The 26,669-nt window shown below is 62.0% G+C and carries 25 protein-coding genes and 1 tRNA gene; 14 read left to right on the forward strand and 12 right to left on the reverse strand.

Going from position 1 to position 26,669, the window contains the following annotated elements; all coding sequences use genetic code 11:
• Positions 1-35 precede the first annotated feature (35 nt).
• Both RWK44_RS24235 and RWK44_RS24240 read right to left on the reverse strand, forming a co-directional pair.
• Entirely contained in the window at positions 36-1,229 is a 1,194-nt protein-coding gene (locus RWK44_RS24235; protein WP_222061196.1) for a D-alanyl-D-alanine carboxypeptidase family protein, read from the reverse strand.
• A gap of 71 nt (positions 1,230-1,300) precedes the next feature.
• The gene (locus RWK44_RS24240) at positions 1,301-2,407 is read right to left on the reverse strand and encodes a septal ring lytic transglycosylase RlpA family protein (protein WP_222061194.1); all 1,107 of its coding nucleotides are present in this window, start codon (positions 2,405-2,407) and stop codon (positions 1,301-1,303) included.
• A 403-nt stretch (positions 2,408-2,810) separates the two neighbouring features.
• Between RWK44_RS24240 and RWK44_RS24245 the strand changes: the two genes are divergently transcribed.
• The 4 genes from RWK44_RS24245 (at position 2,811) to RWK44_RS24260 (ending at position 6,701) form a co-directional block, all read left to right on the forward strand.
• Entirely contained in the window at positions 2,811-3,014 is a 204-nt protein-coding gene (locus tag RWK44_RS24245; protein WP_221943330.1) for a hypothetical protein, read from the forward strand.
• Positions 3,015-3,400: 386 nt separating this feature from the next.
• Entirely contained in the window at positions 3,401-5,038 is a 1,638-nt protein-coding gene (locus tag RWK44_RS24250) for an arylsulfatase (protein ID WP_077978175.1), read from the forward strand.
• 71 nt (positions 5,039-5,109) lie between these two features.
• Complete coding sequence (locus tag RWK44_RS24255) at positions 5,110-5,640, forward strand: hypothetical protein (RefSeq protein WP_077978176.1); 531 nt, start codon at positions 5,110-5,112, stop codon at positions 5,638-5,640.
• A 113-nt stretch (positions 5,641-5,753) separates the two neighbouring features.
• Positions 5,754-6,701, forward strand: a complete 948-nt coding sequence (locus RWK44_RS24260) for a formylglycine-generating enzyme family protein (protein WP_316029501.1) — start codon at positions 5,754-5,756, stop codon at positions 6,699-6,701.
• Between the two features lie 189 nt (positions 6,702-6,890).
• Here the strand turns inward: RWK44_RS24260 and RWK44_RS24265 are convergent, their stop codons facing one another.
• A complete protein-coding gene (locus RWK44_RS24265) occupies positions 6,891-7,217 on the reverse strand; it encodes a GYD domain-containing protein (protein ID WP_029874139.1) in 327 nt (108 codons plus the stop codon).
• 271 nt (positions 7,218-7,488) lie between these two features.
• On the opposite strand from RWK44_RS24265, the gene RWK44_RS24270 reads away from it, so the two are divergent.
• Both RWK44_RS24270 and RWK44_RS24275 read left to right on the forward strand, forming a co-directional pair.
• Positions 7,489-7,578: transfer RNA gene (locus RWK44_RS24270), tRNA-Ser, on the forward strand.
• A 405-nt stretch (positions 7,579-7,983) separates the two neighbouring features.
• Entirely contained in the window at positions 7,984-8,709 is a 726-nt protein-coding gene (locus tag RWK44_RS24275; protein WP_316029502.1) for a 3-keto-5-aminohexanoate cleavage protein, read from the forward strand.
• 344 nt (positions 8,710-9,053) lie between these two features.
• Here the strand turns inward: RWK44_RS24275 and RWK44_RS24280 are convergent, their stop codons facing one another.
• Positions 9,054-10,478, reverse strand: a complete 1,425-nt coding sequence (locus RWK44_RS24280) for an MFS transporter (RefSeq protein WP_316029503.1) — start codon at positions 10,476-10,478, stop codon at positions 9,054-9,056.
• A 143-nt stretch (positions 10,479-10,621) separates the two neighbouring features.
• Between RWK44_RS24280 and RWK44_RS24285 the strand changes: the two genes are divergently transcribed.
• Both RWK44_RS24285 and RWK44_RS24290 read left to right on the forward strand, forming a co-directional pair.
• On the forward strand, positions 10,622-11,518 hold the full coding sequence (locus RWK44_RS24285; protein WP_077978191.1) for a LysR family transcriptional regulator: 897 nt from the start codon (positions 10,622-10,624) through the stop codon (positions 11,516-11,518).
• Between the two features lie 102 nt (positions 11,519-11,620).
• A complete protein-coding gene (locus RWK44_RS24290) occupies positions 11,621-11,842 on the forward strand; it encodes an alkylphosphonate utilization protein (protein ID WP_020050017.1) in 222 nt (73 codons plus the stop codon).
• 26 nt (positions 11,843-11,868) lie between these two features.
• Here the strand turns inward: RWK44_RS24290 and RWK44_RS24295 are convergent, their stop codons facing one another.
• From RWK44_RS24295 to RWK44_RS24305, 3 genes are all read right to left on the reverse strand, one after another.
• Positions 11,869-12,696 carry a transglutaminase-like domain-containing protein gene (locus RWK44_RS24295; RefSeq protein WP_077978192.1) on the reverse strand — a complete coding sequence of 276 codons (828 nt, stop codon included), beginning with the start codon at positions 12,694-12,696 and terminating at the stop codon, positions 11,869-11,871.
• Positions 12,697-12,872: 176 nt separating this feature from the next.
• Positions 12,873-13,745 (reverse strand): transglutaminase family protein, encoded by an 873-nt coding sequence (locus tag RWK44_RS24300; RefSeq protein WP_025394618.1) that lies wholly within the window; start codon positions 13,743-13,745, stop codon positions 12,873-12,875.
• Positions 13,746-14,239: 494 nt separating this feature from the next.
• Positions 14,240-14,392: a hypothetical protein gene (locus RWK44_RS24305; RefSeq protein WP_025394619.1), complete on the reverse strand. Its 153-nt coding sequence runs from the start codon at positions 14,390-14,392 to the stop codon at positions 14,240-14,242.
• 837 nt (positions 14,393-15,229) lie between these two features.
• Here RWK44_RS24305 and RWK44_RS24310 point away from each other — a divergent pair.
• Positions 15,230-15,484: a GlsB/YeaQ/YmgE family stress response membrane protein gene (locus RWK44_RS24310; RefSeq protein ID WP_020050024.1), complete on the forward strand. Its 255-nt coding sequence runs from the start codon at positions 15,230-15,232 to the stop codon at positions 15,482-15,484.
• Positions 15,485-15,583: 99 nt separating this feature from the next.
• Here the strand turns inward: RWK44_RS24310 and RWK44_RS24315 are convergent, their stop codons facing one another.
• The gene (locus tag RWK44_RS24315; protein WP_025394620.1) at positions 15,584-15,865 is read right to left on the reverse strand and encodes a hypothetical protein; all 282 of its coding nucleotides are present in this window, start codon (positions 15,863-15,865) and stop codon (positions 15,584-15,586) included.
• A gap of 219 nt (positions 15,866-16,084) precedes the next feature.
• On the opposite strand from RWK44_RS24315, the gene RWK44_RS24320 reads away from it, so the two are divergent.
• From RWK44_RS24320 to RWK44_RS24340, 5 genes are read left to right on the forward strand one after another with little or no spacing between them, the layout of a single operon-like run.
• A complete protein-coding gene (locus tag RWK44_RS24320) occupies positions 16,085-17,977 on the forward strand; it encodes a peptidylprolyl isomerase (RefSeq protein ID WP_168287292.1) in 1,893 nt (630 codons plus the stop codon).
• A gap of 8 nt (positions 17,978-17,985) precedes the next feature.
• Positions 17,986-19,002 (forward strand): anthranilate phosphoribosyltransferase, encoded by a 1,017-nt coding sequence (gene trpD / locus RWK44_RS24325; protein ID WP_316029504.1) that lies wholly within the window; start codon positions 17,986-17,988, stop codon positions 19,000-19,002.
• A gap of 9 nt (positions 19,003-19,011) precedes the next feature.
• Entirely contained in the window at positions 19,012-19,824 is an 813-nt protein-coding gene (trpC, locus tag RWK44_RS24330) for an indole-3-glycerol phosphate synthase TrpC (RefSeq protein WP_316029505.1), read from the forward strand.
• A gap of 1 nt (position 19,825) precedes the next feature.
• The gene (gene moaC / locus RWK44_RS24335; protein WP_316029506.1) at positions 19,826-20,323 is read left to right on the forward strand and encodes a cyclic pyranopterin monophosphate synthase MoaC; all 498 of its coding nucleotides are present in this window, start codon (positions 19,826-19,828) and stop codon (positions 20,321-20,323) included.
• On the forward strand, positions 20,320-21,543 hold the full coding sequence (locus RWK44_RS24340) for a molybdopterin molybdotransferase MoeA (protein WP_316029507.1): 1,224 nt from the start codon (positions 20,320-20,322) through the stop codon (positions 21,541-21,543). Before moaC ends, RWK44_RS24340 begins: the two co-directional genes overlap by 4 nt.
• Here the strand turns inward: RWK44_RS24340 and RWK44_RS24345 are convergent.
• From RWK44_RS24345 to RWK44_RS24360, 4 genes are all read right to left on the reverse strand, one after another.
• A complete protein-coding gene (locus RWK44_RS24345) occupies positions 21,512-22,216 on the reverse strand; it encodes a class I SAM-dependent methyltransferase (RefSeq protein ID WP_222011740.1) in 705 nt (234 codons plus the stop codon). The two genes, RWK44_RS24340 and RWK44_RS24345, sit on opposite strands and share 32 nt — an antisense overlap.
• A gap of 25 nt (positions 22,217-22,241) precedes the next feature.
• Positions 22,242-22,676 carry a GNAT family N-acetyltransferase gene (locus RWK44_RS24350; RefSeq protein WP_222011741.1) on the reverse strand — a complete coding sequence of 145 codons (435 nt, stop codon included), beginning with the start codon at positions 22,674-22,676 and terminating at the stop codon, positions 22,242-22,244.
• Positions 22,677-22,741: 65 nt separating this feature from the next.
• Entirely contained in the window at positions 22,742-24,712 is a 1,971-nt protein-coding gene (locus RWK44_RS24355; protein ID WP_131665327.1) for a DEAD/DEAH box helicase, read from the reverse strand.
• 99 nt (positions 24,713-24,811) lie between these two features.
• The gene (locus RWK44_RS24360; RefSeq protein ID WP_131665326.1) at positions 24,812-26,668 is read right to left on the reverse strand and encodes a CHASE2 domain-containing protein; all 1,857 of its coding nucleotides are present in this window, start codon (positions 26,666-26,668) and stop codon (positions 24,812-24,814) included.
• Between the last annotated feature and the right edge of the window lies 1 nt (position 26,669).

Raw genomic sequence — 26,669 nt, forward strand, 5'->3', positions numbered from 1 at the left:
AACCTTTCCCGGCAAATTGCATTGGAAACAGCTCGTCAGACGGGCGCGGGCTTGTCCCAGAGCCAGGAGAAGAACAGCGATTCGCCGAGTTCCAGCATGGCGTCGACCGCCCGGCTGCTGAGCGAGCCCTCGCCGACCGCCTGCACGGTATAAAGCGGCACTTCCCTGAGCAGCCGGCTGCCGGCGAAAATCCTCAGCGTGCCTGCCTGGGTATCCGGCGTGACCGGCGCCGTCAGCGGCCAGCGATAGATGATGCGCGCCGACAGACGATCGGGATTGCTGATCGGAATATAGACGCTGACCGGCGCCTTGGCGACGAGATCGACGGTGCGCGCCGTGCCGCCATAGACGCTGGCGGCGCCGATCACTTCCTTCTCGCCGAAGATCTGCCGGTTCTCAAAGGCCGTCAGCCCCCATTCGAGTACGCGCTTGGCTTCCTCCGTCCGCTCCTTGTCGGAGGCGATGCCGGCAAGCGCCACAAACAGCCGCCTGCCGTCACGCTCAACCGAAGCGACGATCGAATAGCCCTCGCCCTCGGTAAAGCCCGTCGCCAGCCCATCGGCGCCGAGATCGAGCCCGAGCAGCGGGTTGCGGTTGCGCTGGAAGATCTTGTTCCACTCGAAATCCGGCTGCGCGAAATAGGGATATAGGTTCGGATAGGTCTGCTGAAGGGCGGCGGCGAGCGTCACCATCTCGCGTGCCGTCACCTTGCTCTTGCCATCGGGCAGGCCAGTGGAATTGCCGAACTCCGCCTTCTCCATGCCGAGTTCGCGGGCGCGTCGCGTCATCGACACGGCAAATTGCTGCTCGCTTCCGGCCATGCCCTCGGCGAGGATGATGCAGCTGTCATTGGCGCCCTGGATGGCGACACCTTTGATCAGGTCCTCGACGCGCACGCGCGATTTGAGGCTGGCAAACATCGTTGCGGTCCGCGACGGTGCGCCGCCTGTCCGCCAGGCATATTCTGAAACCGGATATTCGGTGTCGAACGTGATCTGGCCCTTGGTCACCGCCTCGAAGACCAGATCCATCGTCATCAGCTTGGCGAGCGAAGCCGGCGAAAAGCTCTGGTCCTCATTCTTGGCGAGAAGCACCGTGCCGGTGGCTGCCTCGATCATATAGGCCTGCGCCGCCTTGGTGGCGAAACCGGCGGCACCGCCATCGGCTGCAAATGCGCCGGTGGTGAGCGACGTGAGGCATGCAAGCAGGCGAAGCGCGGGCTTCAGCATCGCAATTTCCATTGATCGAGCGGCGTATTTCAAGAGGTTAGAACGCGAGGAAATCCGATGCAATTGCCAGTTCAGCGCGCGGCGAACTTTGCCTGCCGGCGCTTGGCCGCGGCAAGGATGGACTCTTGGGTCAGCCCGTCATTGCGCACCATCACCGCATCGAAGGCGAGATCGACGGTCACCGTCTTCACCTCTTCGTTCTGATAACCGAGCGCCAGTGAATTCTGCGGCCGCTCGTAGGGCATCGGACCGATCTCTGGCAGCACGACCATCTGGTCCATCGCCTGAGCGCCATTGTTGAAGGACGGCGCTGATGGCGCCACCAGAACATGGGCAGCCGGTGCCAGAGCGGGTGATGCGGCCGGTGCTGCATTGTAGCGCGCGCTCGGCGTCGAGCCGGCATAGGAAGTCGCCGACCTCGGCACCGGCACGTTGGCCGGCGTCTCGTAGTCTTCCGAACTCTGCAGCTGGTCACGGGTGATCTTGCGGCTGTTGGAGGCGACCATCACGCCGGTTGCGATCTGGCCTTCCGGATTGACGCCGGGAATGCGGCTGCCCTTCGGCGCGTAGGAGGCCATCAGATAGGGCATGTCGTGGCCGTCCATGCGGGCGCGGCCGACATATTGCACGCGCACCTTGCCGGTGCCGCTGTGCTGCAGGTCCAGCATGTCGGCCGTCTTGTTGGAAAGATCGATGATGCGGCCTTCGTGATAGGGACCACGATCGTTGACGCGCACGATGACGGAAGAACCGCTTTCGAGATTGGTAACGCGCGCATAGCTTGGCAGCGGGAAGGTCGGATGCGCGGCGGAAAGATGCATCTGGTCGTAGACTTCGCCATTCGCCGTTAGGCGCCCGTGAAAGGCCGAACCATACCAGGAGGCGACGCCGACCTTGCTATAGGCGAAGTCTTCCTTCGGGTAATACCACTTGCCCTTCACCTCGTAGGGGTTGCCGACGATGTAGCGGCCACCGCCCTTCGGGATATTGTTGCCGGTGGCGACCCGCGGGCTCGCCTTCACGCCATATTCGGATTCGGAGAAATACTCTTTGCCGTGGGATTTTTTCTTCGGCACCGCCTGCGTCGTGCCGCAAGCTGCAACCGTCGCACACATTGCCGAGATCGCCAGCCACCGTGCTGTCGTTGCGAAAGACGCCGCCCCGTAATCCAGTTTCATATGCCCCACGCCGCTCAAAGATCGTTATGGTTAAGGAACCCTGCCCCATCTTGGGGCAATAGCGCCTTATTCCCGCCCGCCTAACGAGGCTTTAATCTTGCTAAGTTCGTGGCAAATTTACGAACGATTTCGCAGCGATAGCGACAATTCTAATGATTATGGTTTATAAATCACTAACGGATGCCTTCTCCACACGCCCTTCCGCCGCCGCAATAAGGCCCGAAATCATCGTGCCGATGCGGGGCATATGGTGAACATCCGGGTGCTTCCGGACGCCCTAAAAGCTCCATATTGAAACACGGTCTGCGCGTATTTGACGAGCGGCAGTGGGCGGCACTTCCTTCTGTATGGGAACGAATTGTCCGCCGCGGGCTTTGAAGGTTTAGACCTTTGGAGGATCACCATGAACGATGAAACCCTGACGCGGCTCGACACGGTCAGCCAGCAGTTGCGCGCCCGATCTCGCCAGCTTTCGCAGCCGGAGAAAGACAACGACATCTCAATCCTGATGTCGGCCCTCGCCGTGACGATGGAGGCGGTTCGATCTCTCGGCGAGGATATGAACCAGCTCAACGGTCCGAAGGGCCTTGGATCTGACGGAAGCTAAGTCTGTTGAATCTCCCGTTGTAGGCCACCTTCTCATTGCAGGGCCGGCTGAGCTTCTATCATTGAGAGGTCAGCGATCTTGCTTATGGCGGCGACCTCGGTCGAAATGCGCATAGTCTGCGCGAGAGATGCGCGTGGCATTTCGATAGCGGCCGAGTGGTGCAGATCTTCGTCGGACCAATTCCCCGTCAACCTCCGTTCTGCACCAGGAACTCAGTTTCATCGTGCTCATAACGCAGGCGCAGCAAGCTCAGCCTCCAGCGTCTGATTATCCTCGAACGATATCCATGGCCAAGGCAACTGCCCCTAAGTGCAATAGCGCGGATATTCGAATGCGTTAGGTTGCTTTCTGACGCCAAATCTCTGTGACAGTTAGGGAGGCATGAGATGAGCGATAAAACGGGAAAGACGGAACTCAATAGTACCCGGCGCCAAATCTTGCTGGGCGGCGGCTCGGCAATCGCATTAGCGGCATTCTGTCCGGTCGCCAGCATTCCGGCGCTTGCCCAGGCAGGAGCAAAGAAGCCGAATATACTTGTGATCTTCGGCGATGACATCGGCTGGTGGAACACCAGCGCTTACAATCGCGGGCAGATGGGATACCAGACGCCAAATATCGACCGTATCGCCGACGAAGGTGCGATCTTCACCGATCTCTACGCGCAGCAATCCTGCACGGCGGGGCGAGCGGCCTTTATTACCGGCCAGAGCTGTTTTCGCACGGGGCTGCTCAAAGTCGGGCTTCCCGGAGCCAAGGAAGGCCTGTCTGAGAAGGATCCGACGATCGCCGAACTGCTCAAGCCGCAAGGGTACGTTACCGGCCAGTTCGGCAAGAACCATCTCGGCGATCGAAACGAATTTTTGCCAACCGTCCACGGCTTCGATGAGTTCTTCGGCAACCTCTATCACCTCAATGCCGAAGAAGAACCGGAGAACCCCGATTACCCGAAGGATCCACAGTTTCGCGCAAAATTCGGACCGCGTGGCGTGCTGAAATGCAAAGCGAGCGAGACAGACGATCCGACCGAAGATCCGCGTTTCGGAAGAGTGGGCAAGCAGACGATTGAGGATACGGGACCGCTCACCAGAAAACGCATGGAGACCGTCGACGAGGAATTCCTAGGCGCTGCCAAGGACTTCATCGACCGCAGCGCCAAAGCCGAAAAGCCGTTCTTTTGCTGGTTCAACGCGACCCGGATGCATATTTATACGCACCTTAAGGCGGAGTCGAAAGGCAAGACGGGTTTGGGGATCGTTGCCGACGGCATGGCTGAATTCGACGGTATGGTTGGCCAACTGCTCGACCAGCTCGATGAACTTGGCATCGCCGAAAACACCATCGTTGTCTGGACGACCGATAACGGTGCAGAGGTGTTTTCCTGGCCTGATGGCGGCACAACGCCTTTCCATGGCGAAAAGAATACCAATTGGGAAGGTGGCTACCGCGTGCCTGGGATGGTCCGCTGGCCGGGCATCGTCAAGCCGGGAACCGAGATCAATGAGATTGTTTCCCACGAAGATTGGCTGCCGACCTTGGTTGCAGCAGCCGGTGAGCCTGACATCGCAGCCAAGCTTCTGGCCGGCTATGAAGCGGCGGGCAAGACATTCAACGTGCATCTTGACGGCTACAATCAACGCAACCTGTTTGACGGCACAGGGCCTGGGGCGCGCAAGGAGTATTTTTACTGGACTGATGAGGGGAACCTGGCAGGATTGCGCTACGACCGGTGGAAGCTGGTGTTCATGGAACAACGAGCAGAAGGGTTGGACGTGTGGCAGGATCCTCTGATCACACTGAGATTTCCAAAACTAATCGACCTTCGCGCCGATCCGTTCGAGATTGCCCAGCATGCAGCTGGGGATTATGCAAGATGGCGCGTGGAACATGCCTTTGCGCTGGTTCCGGCCCAGGCATTTGTGGCCAAACACCTTCAAACCTACGTAAAATATCCGCCTCGCCAGGCGCCGGGAAGCTTCTCGCTGGACCATGTGCTCGAGAAACTCCAGCAGGGTGGCGGACAGTGATCAGACGTTGACGAAGGCCAGGATGGCGCCGTTAATGTTCGGCGCCATCCGCCTGTGATCGGAAAAGATCGATGAATGCGAATGAGAACGGACAAGCGACGACTATCCTCCAGCGAGCGAAGCACGAGATAAAGGAGTACGCCTTCCTCTGCGCCTATCTCTATGTCTGTTTCGCGGTAATCCTCCTCTACAAAATGGCCGTCCTCGGTAGTCAGGGTGTGGAATTTCTCGTGTTCGGCATACCCGCAATCAAGGCTCTCATTCTCGGAAAGTTCATCCTGCTCGGTCATACGATCGGCCTCGGAGAGCGGTCCGGCAGTTCGAGACTCGTCGGCGTCGTGGCCTACAAGGCGGCACTCTATCTGTCCCTGATCCTCGTCATGTCGCTTGCTGAAGAGTGCGTCGTTGGGTTCCTTCATGGCAGGGCACTCTCGTTTGTCATCGCTGATATAGCCAGTCGGCTGCCCGAGCTCCTGGCCATGAGCGCAATCATGCTGTTGATCTTGATCCCTTATCTGGCATCGAGGGAATTGGGAGTGGCACTCGGCAAAGGAAGGCTTTGGAGTTTGTTCTTCGAACATCGCGGCAGTAAATGCGGATGAAGGCCGGCGAAGACGAGTTCTCTTCCAGAGGTTGATGACGGCAACCAGCCGGGGTCATTTGAGTGAAGGTCTTTGCGAATATGATGAGTAAGGGTTGAACGCAAGGCGAAGCCATGTTGGAACCACCGATTTTGAAAGCGCGTGCGAGCGGTCGTATGTTATGGATCCCCGGCAGCGATTTCCTGATGGGCTCGGATCGCCACTATCGGGAGGAAGCCCCGGCGCACAGGGTTCGTGTCGATGGGTTCTGGGTGGACACATGCCCAGTGACGAACCGGGATTTTTCCGCCTTTGTCGAGGCGACCGGCTATGTCACCACGGCGGAGCGGCCGGCCAACCCGGCTGACTATCCGGGTGCCATTATGGAGATGCTGGCACCATCATCAGTCGTTTTCATCAAACCAAAGTCGCCCGTTGATCTGACGAACCACTACAACTGGTGGAAATATGTGCGCGGAGCAAACTGGCGGCATCCGCGAGGGCCGGCAAGCACGATCAAGGGCTTATTGGAGCACCCGGTCGTCCATGTCACCTTCGAGGACGCACAAGCCTATGCGGCCTGGGCCGGCAAGGAACTGCCAACCGAAGCAGAATGGGAGTTTGCCGCACGCGGGGGGCTTGAGGCGGCGGACTACGTATGGGGAGAGGAAATGTTGCCCGGCGGTCGGCATATGGCCAACACCTGGCAGGGCGAGTTTCCCGTGCAAAACAGTCGGGAGGACGGTTTCGAGGGCACATCTCCCGTGGGGAGCTTTCCGGCCAACGGCTACGGTTTGTTCGATATGGCCGGCAATGTCTGGGAATGGACGACCGACTGGTATCAAGAGCATGGCATGATCGACAGCCCGTGCTGCACGATCTCGAATCCTGTCGGCGCTGAACTCTCCAACAGCTATGATCCGCGCCAACCGCAGATCAGCATTCCACGCAAAGTCATGAAGGGCGGCTCACATCTTTGCGCGCCCAATTATTGCCGCCGTTACCGGCCGGCCGCACGCATGGCGCAACCCGTCGATACAGCAACTTGCCATCTAGGCTTCCGATGTATTGTCCGTTCATAATGCAGCGGCGATCCGCTGATGGCGCTGGCTGAAGGATACAAATCGGAGATAGACACCTGCGTCGGCTATAAACGGCGGTGCTGGTCCAATAGGGACACCTGGTTGCCTTCGCCGCAATTCACGGAAAGCTTGCGCCGGGACGATGCTGCGAAGCGCTCATTCAACATGATCGGAAGTGGTGTGCCGCACCTACGCCGCCGGTGGACGGTACCGAACCGACTTCGCCTTTTCCAAGGCCGCGATCGTATCCTCGACGCTGAGGAGGACGGTGGTCTCCATGGAGCTGAGCGCGCCTCCTGCGCCGATCGCAAGTGCGACAGCCGCCATCGAGACGTTGTCAGGAGCCTCCCACAGATTCCAACCATCATGCTCGCCGAAGGCGTACCAGAAGCCATGGAGCTTTCCGCCCACAGATTCAATGTAACTGCGTGCCGCCTCTCGGCGATCCTCGGGGTTTTCGATCATTCGCGCCCAGGTCTCGGGCGTGTAGCTGAAGCGCGTGAGATACATGGCCATGGTTTGTTTCCTCCGCCAGGACAATACAGTAAACGCTCAAGCTGGGGAGAACGCGAGTCATTTCCAATGTGCGGAACGGACGTGCCTCGGCTCATGCTCGAGCTTATTCGCGCGTTGCGCCAAGGATGCCGGCAAATACTGCAGAGCAAGTTGACGCTGCGATCAAAGCTGCTAAAAGGCCAGCCATCGACTGATTGGGTAGCAAATCGGCAGCAACGGCCGGTTCGCAGAAATCGACAGAATGTTGATGTCTCAACCTTGTCAATGAGATGGAAGAGTGTCCGAGTGGTTTAAGGAACCGGTCTTGAAAACCGGCGTGCGGGAAACCGTACCGTGGGTTCGAATCCCACCTCTTCCGCCATATGCCGTTTTTTCCGAAAATTCGCACGAGATCCATCCGTCATCGCAATCGTCGAGAAGGTTGGCCTTCCCTGCGGCAATAGATGAGTTTCACGCCTCCTCCTTTGCGTTGACGATGAGATGATATACAGGCAGCAACGGGACGCGACCGCCATTAACTTAAGAATGGGGTCGGGCGGCAGATTGACGTCACGTCGCTGCCACGAGATCACGTGGCCGTCCTCTGGTCGGCGTGCGCGCAGCTTGACCCTGCACGAAAGCAGCAGTCGGCTATCTCGACTGATTTGATATTATTGGGCGGCAACGGCAAGGGAAATGACTTTGTCAGCAGCGCCCCTAGGTCTTCAGGTTTCCCATTTGGTATGCCCGCTGTCTTAAGCGGCCCAACAAGCGCGAGGCTCCTTTTATGATCGTTCAAGCTTGCATCAACGGCGCGCGGTCGAGCGATTTTCATCCCCTTCTTCCCGTAACGATCGATACCATGGTGCGTGATGCCGCGGCTTCGGTTGCTGCCGGCGCTGCGGAGCTCCACGTTCATCCGCGCGGAGCCGATGGTAAGGAGAGCCTTGCCGCCGTCGACGACACTGTCGGCGCGATCCGCCGCGTCTGTCCGGGAACGCTGATCGGTGTGTCCACCGGTGCGTGGATCGAAGGCGATCGGGAGAAAACGCGCGAAGCCATCCGCCGCTGGTCCGTCCTGCCGGATTATGCCTCGGTGAACCTGTCGGAAGACGATGCGCCCGGTGTCATGCAGCTGCTGCGGCAGAAGGGTGTTGGCATTGAAGTCGGACTGGCATCGGTCGCCGATGCGGAGCGCTACATCGGCCTCGATGATCATGAGCGGGTCTTTCGCGTGCTCATCGAGCTCGATGACGAACTGGATCTGCAGCGCGCATGCGATATCGCGGACGGCATTATCAAGGTGCTCAGGGATAGCCGGGTCAGTCGGCCCATTCTTCTGCACGGTTTCGACGACACCGTCTGGCCCTTCGTCAGGTTGGCGCGCGAGCGGCGCTACTCGACCCGTATCGGCCTGGAAGATGGCAAGTACCTCCCGGATGGGACGATTGCCAACGACAATGCCGCGCTCGTCACTGCGGCCGTTGCGATCTTCCGTGGCCACTCGAACTGATCCTGATATGTGGGCGGTCAGGCGGCAGCCCGGAACCTCTTCGGCGCCATCGAGGCCGGTATCGTCAAGGCGCAGAATGTTTCGAAATACGGGCTCGGCGATGTCGATGTTTCGCCGGACAGCCCTCACGAGAAGTACGCGTATATCAGGACGCCGATAGAACCCCAGAAGATGAGCGGCGCCAGTATCATCCCCGCAACGATCATTTTAGTCACTGCAAAACTCCGAGCACCTCCACGCATGCCGAAGCAACCTATTGCATCGACGGCAAGTTGCTATGGGCACGAAGTCCGGGATGGATCGGACCTTGGTCTGGGTTTCGCTCGCGCCGATCAGTGCCGGACTCAACTCTCCCCGAGCGCTCGGCGGCGGTAAGCCCCGGCCGCGATGACGAGCGCGGCGACAATCAGTGCTGCCGCGAGGGCGAAGGTCATCCGCATGCCTGAGGCAATGGCTTCGGGATGCGCCGCTGTGATATCGGGTGTTCCCGAAGAGAACGCGAAGACGGCGCCCATCACGGATGCGCCGGTAATCAGCCCGAGATTGCGCGACAGGTTGAGCATGCCCGAGATGACGCCCCGCTGCTCGGAGCGGACATCTGCCATGACGGCGGTGTTGTTGGCCGCCTGGAACAGCTGATAGCCGGGTGTCAGCATGGCGATGGCGGCGATGTAGCCTGATATCCCAGAAAGCACGGCCATGGCGACGGAGGCTGCCGCCATGGCGAGGAGCCCTGCGACAACCACGAATGCCGCGTCCAGACGGTCCACCAGCCGGCCGGCCGGGACCCCGCTCAAGATGGAGATGACGGGGCCGATCGACATGACGATGCCGACGAGAGCTTGATTGAGCCCGAGCGCATGGGAGAGGTAGAACGGCGCGACTACCAGCGTCGCCATCATCACAGTCGAAACCAGCGCGTTCATCGCTAGGCTGGCGGTGAGCACGCGATTGCGGAACACCGTGAACTGGATCAGCGGCGATGCCGCTCTCGCCTCGGCGAAGACGAACAAACCGGTGCCGAAGACGGCGGACGAGAGCAGAGCGATGTTCAATAGGCCAAAGCGGCCGTGCCCAATCGTCATCGCCAGCGCATAGGCCGAAAGCGTCAACACAAGCAGCAGTGTGCCCGCCATGTCGAAGTCCTTCCGATCCGTCTTCCCCTTGCTGATATCGGCGGGCAGATGGCGATAGGCGAGAACGAAGGTCAGAACGCCGACCGGCACGTTGACGAGAAAGATTGCCGGCCAGCCGAGCCCGGCGATCAGCAGGCCGCCAAGCGAGGGCCCAAGAGCGGTGCCGATCGCCGACATCGTTCCGAGCAGCCCCATGGCGCTCCCGGTTCTTTCCTTCGGCACGGTTTCGCCGACAAAGGCCATGGTCAGAGCCATCATGATGGCCGCACCCAGGCCCTGCACAGCGCGCGCGGCAATCAACAGCCACAGCGTCGGCGCGACGCCGCAGAGGATCGAGGCCAGCGTGAAGAGCAGGATGCCGATGAGCAGCAGCCGGCGTCGGCCGGTGATGTCGCCGAGCCGTCCGACGCTGACGATCAGGGTGGTGATGGCAAGGAGATAGGCGAGAACGATCCATTGCACATCCTGGAAGGCGGCATCGAACGCCTGCGCCAGGCTCGGCAGGCCGACATTGGCGATGCTGGTGCCGAGTGACGGCAGCAACATCGAGAGGGAAAGACTGGCAAGCGCCCATCGTACGGAGGGTGCCTGTTCGGCGATGGCCTCGCTTCGCTCTGCAATGATCGATTTCACCCCGTGAACTCCGTTTTCTCTTAGTTCCCCGAATGGAACTGGTGAAACCTAGTCCTCTGCTTGATATGGCGAAAGGCGCATGGTTTGCACTTCATTCATGCGTCTGACGCCACATCACGATGAAAGCGTGTTATACTTGATGCATGTCGACACCCGATCTCAACCTCCTTGTCACCCTCGATGTGCTGCTTGCCGAAGGCAGCGTTGCGCGTGCGGCGCAAAGGCTGCGGCTCAGCCCGTCGGCGATGAGCCGGGCCTTAGCGCGATTGCGCGAGACGACGGGCGATCCGCTGTTGGTGCGGGCCGGCCGCGGCCTCGTCCCCACGCCGCGCGCGCTCGAACTGCGCGAGCGGGTCGGCCGGATTGTCGAGGACGCGCAGGCGGTCCTGCGTCCTGCCGAGGCGCTCGATCTTGGACAACTGGTCCGGACGTTCACGCTGCGCACCAGCGAAGGCTTTGCCGAGAGCTTCGGACCTGATCTCATCGCCCGCCTCGGCCGGCAAGCGCCCGGCGTGCGGCTGCGCTTCGTGCAGAAGCCGGACAAGGACAGCGCCCCGCTTCGCGACGGGACCGTCGATCTGGAAGCCGGCGTCGTCGGCGGGACGACCGGGCCGGAGGTGCGGGCGCAGGCCTTGTTCCGCGATCGTTTCATCGGCGTCGTGCGCTTGGGGCATCCGCTTTGCGAGCGCGAGATGACGCCCTCCCTTTATGCCGGCGGCCAGCACATCTACGTCTCGCGGCGCGGCCTCGACAAGGGACCGATCGATGACGCCTTGAATGCGCTCGGGCTGGAACGGCAGATCGCCACCATCGTCAGCGGTTTTTCCACGGCGCTGCAGCTCGCCCGGAACTCCGATCTGATCGCCAGCGTACCCGAACGGCACACCGGAGCCTTGCGCGCGGGAATGCATAGTTTTCCCCTCCCCGTCCCGACGCCTGAGATCACGGTGTCATTGCTCTGGCACCCCAGGATGGATGCCGATCCGGCCCATCGCTGGCTGCGCGGCTGCGTTCGGGACACCTGCGCGCGAGCTGATTGAAGGGCTGCGTCGGATTTGATGTCAGGCCGATTGATCCGTTCGTGTGGTTGACTATCCCGCGTCGCCATGATTTCCCGTCCGGGATCACCAAGCGGGGACATTATGACCGACATCATTGTAAAGGACAGCAACGGAAGCCAGCTTCACGACGGCGATTCCGTGACGCTGATCAAGGACCTCAAGGTCAAGGGAACCTCGGAGACGCTGAAGCGTGGAACGCTAGTCAAGGGCATTCGCCTGACCGACAATCCGGGCGAGATCGAGTGCAGCACCAAGCAGGTCAAAGGCCTCGTGCTGAAAACCGAGTTTTTGAAGAAGGCATAAAGTTTCCCTCGGTCACGACCCGCCGATCAATCAGCTTTCACCGCCTCCTGCGGCACTTCCTCGGTGATTACCTCGAAGCGGGAGAGCGTTGCCGGACCGAAGGCCGTCGACATGGCGACGTCGGTGGCGTCGCGGCCGGTTCCCATCAGGATCCGGCCGATGCGCGGCGTGTTGTGGCGGGCGTCGACCGTATGCCAGTGGCCGCCGAGAAAGACCTCGAACCAGGCACTGAAATCCATCGGATTGGGATCGATCGGAACGCCGATATCGCCGAGATAGCCGGTGCAATATCGGGCCGGGATATTCATGCATCGGCAAAGCGCGATGGCCAGATGAGCAAAGTCGCGGCAAACGCCCGCCTTGTCGGTGAAGCCGCCATGCGCGGTCCTTAGGACGTCGGCCTTCAGGTAATCGAAGGTGATGTGGTCATGGACGAAATCGCAGATCGCCTGGACACGCGCCCAGCCGAGCGGCGTCGACGAGAACCTGGCCCAGGCAAAATCCGCAAGCCTGTCGGTGTCGCAATAGCGGCTGCCGAGCAGGAAAACCAGCACATCGTCCGGCAGGTCATTGATCGCGTGCTGAACGGCATCGTCGGGAACGATGTCGGGTTGGCCGCTGTCGTAGATCTCGAACTCCGTCGAGATCGTCGTTAGCCCCGGCGGAGCGACGATCCGGCTGCAGGCATTGCCGAACACATCGGTATAGCCCCAGGCCTCGATCGGCCGGTCGAATGTCAGGGTCTGATCGCTGAGAAGATCGGCGCGGCGGGAGGGATGGATATTGAGGACGAGCAGCATCGGCGTCTGCTGCGTGCATTCATAGCCCAGATGAAACCCGGCGCGTATCTTCATGGTGGCTTCCTTATCGCGTCTCCGCAGAGGTGGAGTGAGTATGGAACGTTGATCGCGCTACCCGGTTCCCGCAGACACGACCGTCTCCGCGCTGCTGCCTCGGGGGTAATCAAGGCACCTCGGAATAATCACGATTATCTCATTGTGATCAAAGGAAATTTCGGAGGCAATCGAGATTACCTCGTAGTGACGTTGACCTGCACCGTCATGCTGTCGAAATCCTTCCCGTCCCCATCATAGCTGCCACTCAACGGGACTGCCTGCCGCGGATCGCGGGCAACCGCGACACGAATGAGATCGCGGTTGCCGACGATGCCGTTGGTCGGATCGAACTCCGTCCAACCGGCGCCTGGAAGATAGATCTGGCACCACGCATGCGTGGAACCGCCGCCGAGCACGGTGGAACCGTCCCGGTCGGGAACATAGACATAGCCCGTGACGAACCGCGCCGCGAGGCCGAGGATGCGCGCCGCCTCCATCATCAGAAGCGCAAAATCCCGGCAGGTGCCGGAGCGAAGCCGCAAGGTCTGCACCGGCGTCTGCGTTCCATGTTCATGGCGCCGCGCATAGACGAAGCTTTCCCGTATGGCGTAACAGAGCGTCATCAGCAGATGCCCGGTCTCCGTCGGTCGCCCCTGGCGGACGAACTGGCGGGCCCAACGTCCGACCTCGTCGTTCGGGTCGGGATAATGGCGCTGCATCGCCGGCGTCAGATCGGCGATCTCATCCTTGTCGTAGGAGAATGGATAGGTCAGGGCCGCCTCGTCGACCTTCAGATCCAGGGCGACCTGCGGCGTATGATCGAGCGTGATCCAGGTTTCGAAACGAAGTTCCGACGCCGGCCTCGAAAAGTCGACGAGCGCCACGCAATTGCCGAAAACATCGTGGATCCAGCGCACATGACTTTCCTCAGGATAGATCGTCAACGACGCTTCGATCAGTCGCTGGTCGAAACTGTCGCGCGGCCGGAACATCAAGCGATGCTCGCCGAAATCGACGTCCCTGACGTACCGATAGGACGTGATGTGGCGGACGGAGAAAATCGTCATAAGCCACCGTCTAATCTGTTCACTGTGCTGCTCCAAGGCGGCAACGCCGCCTCTCTTCTGCGGAAGCGCTGCCGGCTTTCCCGCTCATCCCGATTTCTTGTCATATAAGCACGTGCGAAAGATTGCTATTGTATCTTCACCGATCGACGGCAGAGCCGTCCAACCTTAAGAGGGCACCATGCATATCTTCTGGGACGTTCTGACACTTCTGCTGACGATCGGCTCGCTCTATGGCGGTCGCGAATACCGGATTATTCGCGCTCGTGCCCGCGCTCAGAACTGGGGCAACTTCTGATTCGATCCGGATATGTCTGATTCGATTGCGAATCATGGCCGCATTGGTCGTTGCCCGTCGCCGTTACGTCGAATGACGTAAAGTCATGCGCCTAAGAAAATGCTTTATTAGTTGAGGCGGAGCCTATCCGTCCATTCTCCCTGTTAATCCTAAGCCCGCCTCACCCCAGGCGGGCTTTTTTATTCCATCGCCTGCATCACTACTTGGCGCCGGCCGAAAGCACCCGATGTGTCGCATTGTCCATGGCGTGGCTTGCTTCCTGTCCGTCCTTCTTCAGCCCGTATGCGGTATTGCCGCAGCCTGAAAGGGTCAGCAGGCAGATACAGGCGATGGCGATTGCAGCTTTTGGCATCAAGTGTTTCCCCGAATGAAAAGTGATTCGAGCATGATGCCGAAAAGTGTGAGCGGTTTTCGGACGACATCATGCTCTAACTCTTAAATTTAGAAGATGACGCATTCTTCGCCAAAATCAATCCGCAGGCGATGCGCGAACTCGCGACATGGAACTCGGTGACGACACAGGCGTTTACGGGAGCCATCCAATGGGGTTTACGACATGGACTACCAGATTGCCTTCGCCGCGACGGTCGCAACGGCGTCCTTCCTCGTCTTCATGCTGATCGTCCACCGGACCTGATTGCGCCGCGGCAAATGGATTGGCCCTAAGGCGTGACACTGGACCGGTGCCGACCGCGTTCCGCGCCTTATTGTTTGCGATCCGGAGAGATAGCAGCACCATTTTCCGCTTCGACGACAAGGGGAGATCGGAAGGTCTGGCGCGCATAGATCACAGATGATCCGCCAACAACACGGGAAAGATGCAAAACAAAACTTTCAACATCCGCAAGTATTTTTTGCGATCTTGGATGTATTTCATTTTAATTAATTGCCAAGCTTAACTATCCGTTAACAATATTGTTGCGCTCCGTCCGCTTCCGCTTATGCTTTACGCAAAAGGGGAGAGGGAAGATGTTTAGGAAGAGCCTGATTATGCCGTTCGGCTTTGCCATGCTCGCCATTGCCGGCCTGCTGTTCCAGATTGTCTCCCACACGCTGCACTCCCCGGTCACCCTGCTGCAGCCGTGAGTCACATAAGTTGCTGAACGCGCACGCAATCTCGGTAACTGGGAGTGGAAATTCCTTTCGTTTCGTGCATTCTGTGACTCGTTTTGCCAGGAGGGAGATAACCATGGAAAACGCAGGCGTGGGTTGGATTGCAGCCATCATCATCGGCGGCATCGCCGGATGGCTGGCGGAAAAAGTCATGAGCAGCAGCATGGGCTTGCTCATGAACATATTGCTCGGCATCGTCGGCGCCATCGTCGCCAACTGGATCCTGGGTCTGTTGAACATCCAGCCGCTCGCCGGTTGGCTGGGCTATCTGATCACCGGCTTCATCGGTGCCTGCATCCTGATTGCGATCGGGCGCGTCATCCGCCGCTAACTCGGTGATAGCTGGCCTCCGGCGCTTTTGCCGGTCGTCGGAAATATTAAAAGCCGGGCGTTCATGACGTCCGGCTTTTCCTTACCCTGAATTTCCCGTTCAGCGACGGCTGAGCAGGCCGAACACGTAGGCAATGCCTGCCGTCACGGCGAGTGCCACGAGCGGTTCTTCGCGCACCTTGTCGCGCAGCCGTTCCGTCATCAGCGAAGCCTCGTCGGTCACTGCCGACTTCGCCCCCTGCCCCAGCGCGACCACGCTTTCCGTCAGCCGGGAGAGATCGTTGCGAAGGGCTGCGACCTGCGCCGACAGATCGTCTGCTGCAATATCAGCCTTGACGCGCGCAGCGGTGGATTCGGCGGAAGCGGTTTTCAATTCTGCCATGGTCTGCTCCTGTTTCATGGGATGCCGCTTCAACGAAATGGCGGGCCGAAAGGTTCCGCCGCGACCGATCTTTTGTTCGCCGCAAAGCCGCCGCGGTTAAGCCGCCGCCTTGTGCAGCTTTTCGCGCGACAAACCCTTCATTTCCTGTCGGGTTTGTTTTAAGGAACGTCGAATGTCCGCCCGCGCGCGGGTCAATGATACTGCGAGGTTTGCGTTTCTATGTTCCATATCCTGAGAAGAGCTGCTCAGACCTGGGTTGCCAAGCTCCTCCTGCTCCTGCTCGTCGCGTCCTTCGGCGTCTGGGGCGTGTCGCATGAGCTGCTGTCAGGCGGCAACAGCACCGCGGTCGTGACCGTCGGCGATCAGCATGTGGACGTCAACGAATTCCACCTCGCCTATCAGCGCCAGGTGGCAAGCCTCAGCCAGCAGTTCGGCACGCGGCTAACCCCCGAGCAGGCCCGCGCCTTCGGCGTCGAGCAGCAGGTGCTCGCCCAGCTCGTCGCCGGCGCCTCGCTCGACCAGCTCGCCGAGGACATGAACCTCGGCCTTTCCGAAGACCGCCTCGCCCAGCTGATCGCTGACGATCCGGCTTTCAAGGCCGTCAACGGCCGGTTCGACCGCGAACTCTTCATCTCGCGCCTGCAAAATGCCGGCATCCGTCAAGACGATTACATCAAGGAGCGCAGCAAGGTCGCTGTGCGCAGCCAGGTGGTCGATGCCATCTCCAACGGCTTCACCGCACCGAAGACGCTGGTCGACGCCCTGAAGCTCTATGGTGACGAAAGCCGCAGCATCGAATACCTGCTGCTCACAAATGCCAATATCGAGCCGATCAAGGCACCGGCCGACGACGTGTTGGCGACGTGGTTCGAAGGCGTCAAGCAGCGCTACCGGGCGCCCGAATACCGCAAGCTCGTCTATCTAAAGCTGCAGCCTGCCGATATCGCCGATGCCGCGACCGTCACCGACGACCAGATCCACGAAGCCTTCGACAAGAGCAAGGATATCTATCGCACGCCGGAAAGCCGCACCATCGAGCAGCTGACCTTCGCCAGCAAGGATCTCGCCGCCGCTGCCGAAACGGCGCTGAAGAGCGGCACCAGCTTCGACCAGCTGGTCTCCGACCAGGGCAAGACGGCAAGCGACGTGCTGCTCGGCGAGTTCACCAAGGACAAGGTTCCCGACCAGGCCGTTGCCGATGCGGCCTTTACGGTTTCGCGCGATGGCGGCACGACGCCTGTCGTCGACGGCTCCTTCGGCCCCGTCATCCTGCGCGTCACCAACATCAAGCCGGAAACGACGAAGAATTTCGACGAGGTGAAGGAGGATATCCGTAAGCAGCTGGCGCTCTCCAACGCCTCTCAGGAAGTGATCAACGTTCATGATCGCATCGAGGATCTGCGCGCGGGCGGTTCGACGCTCGAGGATATTGCCGGCCAGCTGAAGCTCACCGCCGTGACTGTCGATGACGTCGATATGACCGGCGCCGACAAGGATGGCCAAGAGGTCAAGGATATCCCAGCCAGGCAGCAGCTGCTCGGCGAAGCCTTCAAGACCGAGGTCGGCGTCGATGCGCCGCCGCTGCCGATCGGTAACGACGGCTATGTCTGGTTCAACGTCCGCGAAATCACGCCGGACCGCGACCGCCCGGTGGCCGAAGTGCGCGAGAAGGCCGTCGAGGACTGGACGGCGGAGCAGCAGAAGGCCGAGCTCTATAAGAAGGCCGAGGCATTGAAGGCCGAGGCGAAGAAAGGCACTGCTCTTGCCGATATCGCAACGCCGCTCGGCATTGCCGTCGAAAGCAAGAGCGGTGTCACCCGCTCCACCGATGATGCAGTCCTCGGCCGCGCCGGCGTCACAGCCGCCTTCTCGGGTCCGGTCGACACGGTCGCGAGTGCTGTCGGCGCCGATCCCTCGACGCAGATCCTGCTGAAGGTCACCGAGGTCAACACCCAGCCGACCGGCGAAGTGCTGAACAATCGCGATGCCCAGATCACCGCCATGGCCAATGCCGCCGGCGACGATATTCTCGATCAGATGGTCAACCTGCTGCAGACGCAGTACGGCGCTCAGATCAACCAGACGCTCGCTGAACAGGCGACGGTCCGCTAGGAGGCTTTATGACCGATCTGAAGCCGTTCCTGGCCAAGGCCGCAAGCCGCGAGCCGCTGACGCGTGACGAGGCCCGAGCCGCCTTCGACATCCTGATGTCGGGCCAGGCGACACCCTCGCAGATCGGCGGCCTCCTGATGGCGCTGCGGGTGCGCGGCGAAACCGTCGATGAGATCGTCGGCGCGGTCACCGCGATGCGCTCGAAGATGCTGACCGTCGAGGCGCCGGCCGATGCGATCGACATCGTCGGCACCGGCGGCGATGCCAGCGGCACCTACAATATCTCGACGCTGGCGGCGCTGATCGTCGCCGGCGCCGGTGTGCCCGTCGCCAAGCATGGCAACCGGGCACTGAGTTCGAAATCGGGCGCAGCCGACAATCTGGCCGCACTCGGGGTCAAGCTCGACGTCGGTCCCGAGATCATCTCCCGCTGCATCGCCGAAGCCGGCGTCGGCTTCATGTTCGCGCAACTGCATCATTCCGCCATGCGCCATGTCGGCCCCTCAAGGGTTGAGCTCGGCACGCGGACGATCTTCAACCTGCTCGGGCCGCTCTCCAATCCGGCGGGCGTCCGCCGCCAGCTGCTCGGCGTCTTCTCGCCGCAATGGCTGGTACCGCTTGCCGAAGTCATGCGCGATCTCGGCTCCGAATGCGTCTGGGTCGTCCATGGCGACGGCCTCGACGAGATCACCACCACCGGCATCACACAAATCGCAGCCCTCGAAGACGGCAAGATCCGCACCTTCGAGCTCTCGCCCGCCGATTTCGGCGTCAGCCCTTGCGTGCTCGCCGACATTAAGGGCGGTGACGGTGTCGCCAACGCCGCAGCGCTTCGCGAAGTGCTCGGCGGCGCCAGGAATGCCTATCGCGATGTCTCGCTCGCCAATGCCGCCGCCTCGCTCGTCATCGCCGGCAAGGTCGAGACGATCCGCGACGGCATGACGCTGGCCACGCAGTCGCTGGATAGTGGCTCCACCGCGCTCGCCCTCGACAAACTCATCGCCGTTTCCAACGATATCGACTAGGATTGCCCGATGACCGATATCCTGAAGAAGATCGAACTCTACAAGCGCGAGGAGATCGCCGCTGCCAAGGCGGCAGTGTCGCTTGCCGATCTGAAGGCAATGCAGGCCGGCCAGTCCGCGCCGCGCGGCTTCCACAAGGCGCTCATTGCCAAGCGTGATGCCGGCCGCTTCGGCCTGATCGCCGAGATCAAGAAGGCGAGCCCCTCGAAGGGTCTCATTCGCCCGGATTTCGATCCGCCGTCGCTGGCGAGCGCCTATGAGGCCGGCGGTGCCGCCTGCCTTTCGGTGCTGACCGACAGGCCGAGCTTCCAGGGCGCGCCGGAATTTCTGACCACCGCCCGTGCTGCCTGCGCGCTGCCGGCGCTGCGCAAGGATTTCATGTTCGAGACCTATCAGGTGCACGAGGCCCGCGCCTGGGGCGCCGATTGCATCCTGCTGATCATGGCCTCGCTATCGGACGGTGAAGCCGAACGCCTGCAGGACGAGGCCTTCGCCCTCGGCATGGACGTGCTGGTCGAGGTCCACGACGCCGAGGAGATGGAGCGGGCGCTAAAACTCTCCTCGCCGCTCATCGGCATCAACAACCGCAATCTGCGTACCTTCGAGGTCAGCCTCACCGTCAGCGAGGCGCTTGCCCCCATGGTGCCTGATGACCGGCTCCTGGTCGGCGAGAGCGGCATCTTCACCCATGCCGATTGCAAGCGCCTGCAGGCCGTCGACATTAATACCTTCCTTGTCGGCGAAAGTCTGATGCGCAAGGACGACGTCGCCGCAGCCACCCGCGCGCTGCTCTTTGGCGAAGCCGCCATCGCGGCCGAATGATATGAGCGGCGCAGAGCCCGGTCTGACTCATATCGACGCCTCGGGCGAGGCGCATATGGTCGATGTCTCCGACAAGGCTGAGACGGTGCGCATCGCCACTGCCGAGGGCCATGTGAAGATGGCGCCGGAAACGCTTGCTCTCATCCGCCAAGGCAATGCCAAGAAGGGCGATGTCATCGGCACCGCGCGCCTTGCCGGCATCATGGCGGCAAAACGCACCGCCGATCTCATCCCCCTCTGCCATCCGCTGATGCTGACGAAGGTCACGGTCGAGATCGAGGACGATACCGCCTTACCTGGCCTGCGCGTTACGGCAACCGCCAAGCTCACCGGCAAGACCGGTGTGGAGATGGAGGCGCTGACAGCCGTCTCGGTCGCTTGTCTGACGATCTACGACATGGCCAAGGCGGCCGACAAGGCAATGGAGATCGGCGGCATCAGACTTCTTGAAAAGTCCGGCGGAAAATCCGGCGATTTCCGTCATCCGGAGGCGAGATGAACCTACTCCCGGTCGCCGAGGCCCTGAACCGCTTGCTCTCCAGCGCAAAGCCCATTGCTGCGTCCGAGACGCTGCCGCTTGCCGAGGTTGAGGGCCGCGTCCTGGCCGTCGATCTGACGGCCGGCCTGACCCAGCCGCCCTTCAATGCCTCCGCCATGGATGGCTATGCGCTACGCCGCGAAGACGCGCCGGAGCCGGGCGCCGAGCTGAAGGTCATCGGCACGTCTTCCGCCGGCCACGGCTTCGAGGGAAGCGTCGGCCAGGGTGAAGCCGTCCGTATCTTCACCGGCGCGCCTGTTCCGTCAGGCGCCGATAGCGTCCTGCTGCAGGAGGATGCGGAGAAAATCGAGGGCGGAATCAGAACCAATTTCCCTGTGCGGCAGGGCCAGCATGTGCGTCCGCGCGGTCAGGATTTCGCCGAAGGCGAAGCCGTTCTGTCGGCCGGCACCGTGCTCGATTTCTCGCGGCTGACGGTCGCTGCCTGCATGAACCGGCCAGATGTCGAAGTGCTGCGGCGCCCGCTGATCGCCATCCTCGCAACCGGCGACGAACTGCTGCCGCCCGGAAGCACGCCCGGCCCTTCGCAGATCATCGCATCCAATACGTTTGGTATTGCAGCCCTTGCCCGCAAAGCCGGCGCCGATGTACTCGATCTCGGCATCGTGCCTGACGACAAGGCCAGGATCAGCGCGGCGATCGACGCAGCGCGGGACGCCAAGGTCGATGTGATCGTCACGCTTGGCGGCGCTTCGGTCGGCGACCATGATCTGGTGCAGGCCACGCTGATCGAGGCCGGCATGCAGCTCGATTTCTGGCGCATCGCCATGCGCCCCGGTAAACCGCTGATGGTGGGCAGCTTCGGCGAGATCCATGTGCTCGGCCTGCCCGGCAATCCGGTCTCCAGCCTCGTCTGTTCTCTGCTCTTCCTGGAGCCGCTGATCCGCAAGCTCGCCTCCCTGCCGCCGGTGCGGCGCGAGGTAACGGTGGATACGGCCGTCACACTGCGCGCCAACGACCACCGGCAGGACTATATCAGGGCGAAACTTTCGAAATCCGCCGCCGGCCACTGGCTCGCCGAGCCTTTCGGCAAGCAGGATTCCTCGATGATGAAGGTCTTCGCCGAAGCCGACTGCCTCGTCATCCGCCCACCGCATGCGCCGGAATTGCCGGCCGGATCGCCCTGCCCGGTCATGCTGTTGCGGCCCGACCTCCTGGCATAATCTCGCCTCCAGCTTTGCCGAAGAGGGCAAAGACGCCCGCCGGCACGGCACCTCCGCCAGTGTCCCCGCCGAAATCCGCAACCGCATGGGTGGCGATCCGGCTGAGTTCACCCCGCGGCAGGTAGGCGCGCTCGGGATCGCCGATCAGCACCTCGACGCCGCTCGCCTGGCAACGCCGCAAGAAGGCCATCACCCGCAAGGCAAGCGAGGGATCGTAAAACAGATCGCCGACCACCAGAAGGTCAGTCGCTGGTGGCTGATCCGCGATGATATCGGCGGCCCAGGCCACGATGTTCACACCGTTGATCGCTGCGTTGAGGCCGATCGCGGCAATGGCATTGGCATCGATGTCGATAGCGGTCACCGTGGCTGCGCCGGCCTTCGCCGCGGCAATGGCCACGAGCCCGGAGCCGGCGCCGAGATCGAGCACCCGGCGGCCGCTCACCATTTCCGGCCGGTCGAGCAGATGGCGGGCAAGCACCGCGCCGCCGGCCCAGGGATAGGCCCAGTAAGGCGGCGGATCGGCCTCTCTGCGACCGGCAAGCCGCCAGAGCCCGCTCGCAGGTCCTGCCGTATGGAGACAGATCTCGGGGATGGATGGAACGGGTGATATCGGCAGGTTGGCCTTGATGAAGGCGGCCAGATCGGGTTGTGGCGTGCGCGTGCGTTTCATCGTCGTCTGCTCCTGCCGGCGAAGCTCAGTAATTCTTCATGGCAAGATGCGGCATGCCACCGTCAAGAAATTCCGCGCCATAGGCGACGAAGCCGAAACGCTCGTAGAGCGGCAGCTTATCGGCCTGCGCTGTCAGATAGAAGCGGTTGTCGCGGGCAACGCTGTGCAGTTCCATTGCACGCCCGATCATTGCGGCCGCAATGCCTTGGCCGCGCCATTGGCCGGCAACCGCAACCCGGCCGATCTTCACATGTTCCTCGGCGTAAATGACCCGCAATGTGCCGGAGACCTCGCCTGCCGTGACGGCGACGAGATGATGGGCGCTGAGATCGTCGGCATCGAATTCCTCGGCTTCGGGAACCTTCTGCTCATGCACGAAAACGGCGCGCCGCAGCCGGAAGGCCTCATTGCAGAGCGTACTGAAAACCGGGACGCTGAGGATCGCCGTTTCCATCACCATCCTTGCCTCCCTAAGGGATACGGCCCAAAGCCCTCCGCCAGACCGGCGAAGGGCTGCCGGCAAAATCAGCCGGGCTTCTTCTTTGAAAACTTAGCTTTCGGTCCGGCGCCGCCCTTACCCTCATATTTGGGGGCGTCGGATCTGGGGCCTTCGAATTTCGGCTTGTCGTATTTCGGCTTGTCGGACTTCGGGCCATCGAAAGGGGGGGTGCCCGGCTTCTTGCTCCAGGGCTTGCTATCCCGTTTGTCCCCGCCGCTATTGTCGGCCGCGGCATATCCGCCGCCCGGACCCTTGCCGAACTTGTTCTTCGGCCGCTCGGCGCGGAACGCGTCGTCGGGCCGCTCGTCGCGGGATGGCTTGCCGGCATAAGGCTTCGGCGCAGGCGCCCGGCTGAAATCCGGTGTGCCGGAAAGCTTGGTCACGCGGATGCCGCGTTCGAGCGCCTTGTTCGGACCGATCGCCGCCAGGAAGCTTTCGGCGCTCGCCGCGGCGATCTCCACAAAAGTTTCCTCGGGCTGCATCTTGATCGCGCCGATCTCGCGCTTCGTCACATTGCCGTTGCGGCAGAGCATCGGGATCAGCCAGCGCGGCTCGGCATTCTGCTTGCGCCCGACCGAGACGGAGAACCAGACGCTGGCGCCGAAATCTTCGCGCGGTCCCTTCTGCGCCGGCTCGTACGGCTCGGCATTGTCGCGGCGCTTGCGGCTGCGATCGTCCTGCACGGTGACCTCGAGCAGATCCTCCGGCGCCGAGTGATTGGTGCGGTAAAGACGTAAGAAAGCGGCGGCAAGCTTTTCGGCGCCATGGCTGGCGAGAAGCTGCTGTACCAGCCCCTGCTCTTCCTCCTGCGGCGTTTCGTGGAAGATCGGATCGGCGAGCAGACGCTGGTCGTCGCGCTCACTGACCTCCTCGGCCGAAGGCGGGCGCGCCCAGGCAGCCGAAATACCGGCATTCTCAAGCAGGCGCTCTGCCTTGCGCCGTGCATTCAGCGGCACGATCATGGCGCTGATGCCCTTGCGTCCGGCTCGGCCGGTGCGGCCGCTGCGGTGGAGCAGCGTGTCCGGATTGGTCGGCAGGTCGGCATGGATGACGAGATCGAGCCCCGGCAGGTCGATGCCGCGGGCGGCAACGTCGGTCGCGATGCAGACCCGGGCGCGCCCGTCGCGCATCGCCTGCAGCGCGTGGGTGCGCTCGTTCTGCGTCAGTTCGCCAGACAGCGCCACCACGGCGAAATTGCGGTTGTTGAACCGCGCCGTCAGATGATTGACGGCCGCGCGCGTCGAGCAGAAGACGATGGCATTGGTCGCCTCGTAGTAGCGCAGTACGTTGATGATCGCGTTCTCGCGGTCGCTCGGGGCGACCATCAGTGCGCGATATTCAATGTCGATATGCTGCTTTTCCTCGGCCGCGGTGCTGATGCGCACGGCATTGCGCTGGTAGCTCTTGGCCAGCTTGGCGATCGCAGCCGGCACCGTTGCCGAAAACATCAGGGTCCGGCGTTCGTCCGGCGCCGCATCGAGGATGAATTCGAGATCCTCACGGAAACCGAGATCGAGCATCTCGTCGGCCTCGTCGAGCACGGCGGCCTTCAGTTCCGACATGTCGAGCGCCCTGCGGCGGATATGGTCGCAAAGCCGGCCGGGCGTACCGACGACGATATGGGCGCCACGCTCGAGCGACCGGCGTTCGCTGCGGATGTCCATGCCGCCGACGCAACTGACGATCACCGCGCCGGTCATCTCAAAGAGCCAGTCGAGCTCGCGCTTGACCTGCAGGGCAAGCTCGCGCGTCGGGGCGATGACGAGGGCGAGCGGTGCGCCGGCATTGCCGAAGCGCTCCCTGCCTTCAAGCAGCGTCGGCGCCAGCGCCAGTCCGAAGGCGACGGTCTTGCCGGAACCGGTCTGGGCCGAAACCAGCGCGTCGGAAGCGGCGAGCGCCGGATCGAGCATCGCCTTCTGCACCGGGGTGAGTTCGGCGTAACCGCGCTTCTGCAACGCCTTGGCGATCGCCGGAACGACGCCGTTAAATTCTGTCATGAGTTCGATCTTTCGGAGCTGTCAGGCGCGTTGATGCGCCATGGCCGGAGCCAGCCGGCGGGGTATTTGCGCCGTTCCTAGCCGCTCCCGCGGCGATTGTCAAAGCGTGCGGTTCCGCCACAGCCAGGCGTCGATGCGGCTTGCCCGCCCGCGCAGCTCCGTTTCCAACGGTCCCTCCATGCGGCCGGACTGCGTAAGCACGCTATCGGGACCGGCGGCGCGGACGATTTCGGCGCTCAGCGCCAGTTCGACGCCATGGCGGGCGGCGACCTCCATCAGCCGGCTGCCGACATTGATGGTATCGCCTGCAGCCGTGATCTGCTGCCGGTCGCCGGTGCCTAGTCGCGAGGCAACGATCGGGCCGCAATGGGCGCCGACCTTGAAGCCGATCTTCTTCTGGGCAAAGCCCGCTTGCGCTTGAAGCCAGGCCCTTGTGCGCTCGCAGAGGCTGACCGCGCAGGCAACGGCGCGGGCGGCGTCGTCATCGGCAGGCTGTGGCAGGCCAAACAGGATCATCGCCCCGTCGCCCATGAAGCTGGTGATGGCGCCGCCATGGGCGCGCGCCTCCTCGTCGACCAGTTCGAAGAAGCCGCTCAGCATCTCGCTCACCGCCACCGGCCCGACATTTTCGCTGAGGCCCGTGAAGCCCGAGAGATCGATGAAGATGACGGCGGCGTTCTGGCGCACCGGCGCGGCGAGGAAATTCGGATCGCGCGCGAGCCACTCGCCGAGGCCGGGCGCCTCGATGCGCTGCAGGAGCGCGCTCTGCTCGGCGAAATGACGGGCGCGGCCACGGTCGAGCAAGAGTTCGGCCGCGCCGAACGCCAGCGCCGGCGGCAGCGCTGCGGCGATCGGCAGCGCCGCACTCAGCCAGTAGCCATGCGCATAGGCCGACAGATTGAGCATCGCCCAGACGATCAGCGTCAGCACGATGATGACATAACCTGCCGCGCTCCGGCGCCAGGCGACCAGCGACACGAGCGCGATCGGCAGTCCGACGGCGGTGGCGGCATCGATCAGCCGCATCCTGCGGTCGCGCACCATGCCGTCACCGGTAACAAGATGGGTGATCGCCGTCGACATCACCTCAACGCCGGGCATGACGGGATCGAACGGCGTCGGGAAGACGTCGCCGCCGCCGGTGACAGTCGAACCGATGACGACAATGCGGCCTGCCACCGCATCCGCCGAAAGCTTGCCATCCAGCGCATCGGCGGCGCTGAAGGTGGCGATGCTGCCGTGGCCGCCATAGAATGTCACCGGCAGGCGCTGGCCGATATCAGTGGGAATACGCAGCTTTCCGAGCATGATGGCGTCGCGTTCGATGGTGGGATCGACGCCGAGCGCCACCGACGCGGCACGCAGCGGAAAAGCCGGATCCAGCCGGTCTGCGGCACGCGAGATCAGCGGAATGAAGCGCGGCGTGCCGGTCTGGTCGGTTGCGACGTTGACGATGCCGACCGCGGCGGCCTCGGCAAAGCGGGGAAGCGGCAACAGCAGCTGGTTTGCCTCCGGGATGGCGGCAAGCGGATCCTCGGCCGCATCGGTGACCCGTTGGCTGCTTTGCGCAAAGGTGGCCGCGGCCGCAATCACGCTTGGCCCCTGGCGAAGGGCTGATGTCAGCGCCGCATCACCTGCCTCCGGCCCCGGATCGACCAGCAGAATGTCGATCGCCAGGGCCTTCGGCTTCAACGCGGTGATCGCGTTGGCGAGGCGCGCAAGTGTCGCCCGATCGAGCGGATAGCCGTGCGCCCCAGCGGTGCGGTCGTCGATCGCGACGATCGAGACGACCGGAGGGGGCGTCTTCGCCCCGACGATGGCGCTGCGGATATCGGCAAGCGAGGCCTCCATCCGGTCGAGAAGGCCGCTTCCGGCATTGAAATTGACATAGCCGAGCGCAGCCCCCCAAAGACCGGCGAGCAGCAGCGCGATCACAGTCAACAGGCGATGGTTCATG

Origin of the sequence: Rhizobium sp. 25PS6 (assembly GCF_032464655.1) — a bacterium.
In the GTDB taxonomy this organism is placed as follows: domain Bacteria; phylum Pseudomonadota; class Alphaproteobacteria; order Rhizobiales; family Rhizobiaceae; genus Rhizobium; species Rhizobium laguerreae.

Bases quoted from the DNA above. Each gene is read 5' to 3' on its own strand.
- RWK44_RS24235 (WP_222061196.1), bottom strand. From the start codon at position 1,229: ATGCTGAAGCCCGCGCTTCGCCTGCTTGCATGCCTCACGTCGCTCACC.
- RWK44_RS24240 (WP_222061194.1), bottom strand. From the start codon at position 2,407: ATGAAACTGGATTACGGGGCGGCGTCTTTCGCAACGACAGCACGGTGG.
- RWK44_RS24245 (WP_221943330.1), top strand. From the start codon at position 2,811: ATGAACGATGAAACCCTGACGCGGCTCGACACGGTCAGCCAGCAGTTG.
- RWK44_RS24250 (WP_077978175.1), top strand. From the start codon at position 3,401: ATGAGCGATAAAACGGGAAAGACGGAACTCAATAGTACCCGGCGCCAA.
- RWK44_RS24255 (WP_077978176.1), top strand. From the start codon at position 5,110: ATGAATGCGAATGAGAACGGACAAGCGACGACTATCCTCCAGCGAGCG.
- RWK44_RS24260 (WP_316029501.1), top strand. From the start codon at position 5,754: ATGTTGGAACCACCGATTTTGAAAGCGCGTGCGAGCGGTCGTATGTTA.
- RWK44_RS24265 (WP_029874139.1), bottom strand. From the start codon at position 7,217: ATGGCCATGTATCTCACGCGCTTCAGCTACACGCCCGAGACCTGGGCG.
- RWK44_RS24275 (WP_316029502.1), top strand. From the start codon at position 7,984: ATGATCGTTCAAGCTTGCATCAACGGCGCGCGGTCGAGCGATTTTCAT.
- RWK44_RS24285 (WP_077978191.1), top strand. From the start codon at position 10,622: ATGTCGACACCCGATCTCAACCTCCTTGTCACCCTCGATGTGCTGCTT.
- RWK44_RS24290 (WP_020050017.1), top strand. From the start codon at position 11,621: ATGACCGACATCATTGTAAAGGACAGCAACGGAAGCCAGCTTCACGAC.
- RWK44_RS24295 (WP_077978192.1), bottom strand. From the start codon at position 12,696: ATGAAGATACGCGCCGGGTTTCATCTGGGCTATGAATGCACGCAGCAG.
- RWK44_RS24300 (WP_025394618.1), bottom strand. From the start codon at position 13,745: ATGACGATTTTCTCCGTCCGCCACATCACGTCCTATCGGTACGTCAGG.
- RWK44_RS24305 (WP_025394619.1), bottom strand. From the start codon at position 14,392: ATGCCAAAAGCTGCAATCGCCATCGCCTGTATCTGCCTGCTGACCCTT.
- RWK44_RS24310 (WP_020050024.1), top strand. From the start codon at position 15,230: ATGGAAAACGCAGGCGTGGGTTGGATTGCAGCCATCATCATCGGCGGC.
- RWK44_RS24315 (WP_025394620.1), bottom strand. From the start codon at position 15,865: ATGGCAGAATTGAAAACCGCTTCCGCCGAATCCACCGCTGCGCGCGTC.
- RWK44_RS24320 (WP_168287292.1), top strand. From the start codon at position 16,085: ATGTTCCATATCCTGAGAAGAGCTGCTCAGACCTGGGTTGCCAAGCTC.
- trpD (WP_316029504.1), top strand. From the start codon at position 17,986: ATGACCGATCTGAAGCCGTTCCTGGCCAAGGCCGCAAGCCGCGAGCCG.
- trpC (WP_316029505.1), top strand. From the start codon at position 19,012: ATGACCGATATCCTGAAGAAGATCGAACTCTACAAGCGCGAGGAGATC.
- moaC (WP_316029506.1), top strand. From the start codon at position 19,826: ATGAGCGGCGCAGAGCCCGGTCTGACTCATATCGACGCCTCGGGCGAG.
- RWK44_RS24340 (WP_316029507.1), top strand. From the start codon at position 20,320: ATGAACCTACTCCCGGTCGCCGAGGCCCTGAACCGCTTGCTCTCCAGC.
- RWK44_RS24345 (WP_222011740.1), bottom strand. From the start codon at position 22,216: ATGAAACGCACGCGCACGCCACAACCCGATCTGGCCGCCTTCATCAAG.
- RWK44_RS24350 (WP_222011741.1), bottom strand. From the start codon at position 22,676: ATGGTGATGGAAACGGCGATCCTCAGCGTCCCGGTTTTCAGTACGCTC.
- RWK44_RS24355 (WP_131665327.1), bottom strand. From the start codon at position 24,712: ATGACAGAATTTAACGGCGTCGTTCCGGCGATCGCCAAGGCGTTGCAG.
- RWK44_RS24360 (WP_131665326.1), bottom strand. From the start codon at position 26,668: ATGAACCATCGCCTGTTGACTGTGATCGCGCTGCTGCTCGCCGGTCTT.